This is a genomic window from Trebonia sp. (genome assembly GCF_049794275.1).
Taxonomy (GTDB): Bacteria; Actinomycetota; Actinomycetes; order Streptosporangiales; family Streptosporangiaceae; genus Trebonia.
This window is the reverse complement of the sequence record NZ_JBARCR010000056.1, coordinates 1-2,638: the sequence shown is the minus strand read 5'-3', so window position 1 is coordinate 2,638 and position 2,638 is coordinate 1. Positions and strand designations below refer to the sequence as shown.

The following is a 2,638-nucleotide window of genomic DNA, read 5'->3' as shown; positions in this document are numbered from 1 at the left end:
CGCGGGGCGCGGCCGGCGGCGATCGCCTCGACGGCGGACAGCCGGCCCGCCCTGATCGCGGGGCCAAGCGCGGCGAGCACGGTCAGCGCGAGCATGCCGAGCGGCGCCGCCACCGAGGCCCACAGCGGAACCTGCTGGCTGCCGACGCCGTAGGCGCCCGCTGACTGGTGCAGCACGGGGGCGGCGATGACGTTGCCCGCCACCACCCCGAGCAGGCACCCGGCCAGCGCCGGCCAGCCGACCCGGCTCAGGTAGACGACCACCACCTGCGCGGGGGTCAGGCCAATCGACTTGAGCACGCCGATCCGCTGGTACCCGGCGATCACCGCACCGCTGACCACGTTGCCGACGATGAGCACTGCCATCGCCAGGCCGATGAGCGCGAACGCGACCACGAACGGCTCCATGATCGCCCCGTTGCCTTCCGCCTGGGCCTGCGCGGCCAGCCACGAGCTGGCGCCCGCCACCGACCCGGCGGGCAGCGTCCTGGCCACCGCGGCCACGTCGGCGCGGATCTGCGCGTCGCTGCCCGCGGCAGTGAACCGGTAGAGCATCTGCAGCGCGGGCGCGGTCCCCGGCGCGCGCAGCGCGGTCATCTCACCGGGGGTGACCCAGCCGTCGGCGGAGCTCGTGATCGAGTTGGCGAAGCCGACGACGGTCAGCGACGGCTTGCCTGTCACTCCGGTCACCGTCAGGGTGCTGCTGCCCAGGTTCAGACTGCCGATGCCCGGCCCGGGGCCGGAGATGTTGTCGTCGAGCACCACCTGGCCGGGGCCGTCCGGCCAGTGCCCCGAGGTCAGCACCAGATTGTCGACGGGACCGCCGGGCGCGGCGCGCCCGGCCAGCGTCAGCTGACCGAACGGCTGCCCGCCGAACTGAGTCTGCACCGTCGCCTCCGCGAACGGGCCGGCCGCCGCGGTGACACCGGCCACGTGGCCAGTGGCGGCCAGTTCGGCGGCGGTGACGCGCGCCGGGTTCGCGCTGAGCGCCACTTCGGCGCCGCGCTGCGCGGCGAACGCGTGGTCGAAAGGACCGCTGCTGGCCGCGAGCAGCGCGAGGCCGAGCGTCGCGGAGGCGGTGGATACGAGCAGCACCGTGCACAGCACGAACGCCTGCACCTTGTGCCTGAACGGGCCGCCGGACGCTGTCCTGACTGACCCTCCCCAGCTCATGCCGGCACCGCCGCGTTCGAGGGCACGAGGCACCCGTCGACGAGCTGCAAGGTGCGCGCCGCGTACCGCTGGGCGAGCGCGGGGTCGTGGGTGACGAGCACCAGCGTCTGCCCCGCGGCGTTGAGTTCGCGCAGCAGCCGGCCGATCTCCTGGCCGGTGGCAGTGTCGAGCGCTCCCGTCGGCTCGTCCGCCAGCAGCAGCTCAGGCGAGTTCACCAGTGCGCGGGCGATAGCGACCCGCTGCCGCTGGCCGCCGGACAGCCGCGCCGGGTAGTCGTCGCGGTGTTCCTCGATGCCCAGCTGCTCGAGCAGCCCCTCGGCCCGCGCCCTTGCCAGGCGCCTGGACGCCCCGGCGAGCTGGGCGGGCAGCAGCACGTTGTCCGCCACGGTCAGGTCGTCGAGCAGGTTGAAGAACTGGAAGATGATCCCCACGTGCCGCGCGCGGAACCTCGCGAGCGCCGTCTCCCCCAGCGTGTCGATCCGCAGTCCGGCCACGGTGACCGTGCCTGACGTCGGCTTGTCCAGGCCGGCGACGAGGTTGAGCAGCGTGGACTTCCCGCTGCCCGACGGCCCCATGACGGCCGCCACCTCCCCGGCCGCCACCGTCAGCGTGACGTCCGCGAGCGCGGCCGGCGCCCCGGCCTGGTAGATCTTGGTCACCCCGTCAAACCGGATCACATCGTCCGCGATGTGCTGTCCCGCAATGTGCTGTCCCGCAATGTGCTGTCGCATCGGGTTTTCCTCCCCGGTTAGATGCTCTGGCGCTCGTTACGATGACACCCCCGGGCGATCGCGCGCAGTAGCCGGCACTGCCCAATCCAGGTGGAGCCAGCTGCACCACAGAACGTGAACCCCGGTAGATAGGCACACCCCTTGTCCGGCGCATACCGTGGTCCTATGACCACCGTGATGCCGCAGCAGGCGGCGCCCGCCCGGGGCTACCGCCGGGTGCCGTGGTCGCCGCGCGCCTGGAGCCAGGCGCTGTACCTGGCCGGCGGGATACCGGCGCAGCTCGCCGCGCCGCTCATCGTTTTCGCCCTGCTCCGCTGGCCCGGCCGGTTTGACTTCTGGGTCGGGCCGCTGTGGGTGCTGTGGCTGCTAGTGGCGGCTGTCGCGCTGCTGCTCGTCCCGGTGCTCACCTGGGTTCAGCGGCACCGGCTCCGGGTCACCGCCGGGATCGACATACCCCCGCAGCCGCGGCGGCCGGACTGGCTCACCAGGGACGGCATCACCGAGACGCTCCGTTCGCAGGCGTACTGGCGGCAGGCCGGCTACCACTTCCTGGCCGGCCCCGCGCTCGCCGCGGCGGCGATCGCCGCCATCGGCGTCTGGGTGGCCGGCGTCCTCTACGCGTTCGAGTACGTGTATGTGTGGGCCTTGTCCGCGGACAGCGCGCTGCGCCGCGGCACGGGCGGCGCCACGCCCAGTAGCCCGCTGCCGCTCGTTTTCGGCGCGGTCCCGTTGGAC

At 73.2% G+C, this 2,638-nt stretch carries 2 protein-coding genes and 1 pseudogene; 1 reads left to right on the top strand and 2 read right to left on the bottom strand.

The annotated features are described in order from the left end of the window. Positions 1-1,172: ABC transporter permease (locus WA805_RS01470; protein ID WP_425241467.1), on the bottom strand; the 1,172-nt coding region annotated here is incomplete at its 3' end. Further along, the gene (locus WA805_RS01465) at positions 1,169-1,903 is read right to left on the bottom strand and encodes an ABC transporter ATP-binding protein (protein WP_422273335.1); all 735 of its coding nucleotides are present in this window, start codon (positions 1,901-1,903) and stop codon (positions 1,169-1,171) included. The genes WA805_RS01470 and WA805_RS01465, both read right to left, overlap by 4 nt. Before the next feature lie 165 nt (positions 1,904-2,068). On the opposite strand from WA805_RS01465, the pseudogene WA805_RS01460 reads away from it, so the two are divergent. Continuing rightward, positions 2,069-2,638 (top strand): annotated as a pseudogene (locus WA805_RS01460) (hypothetical protein); the annotation flags it as partial.

Bases quoted from the DNA above. Each gene is read 5' to 3' on its own strand.
- WA805_RS01465 (WP_422273335.1), bottom strand. From the start codon at position 1,903: ATGCGACAGCACATTGCGGGACAGCACATTGCGGGACAGCACATCGCG.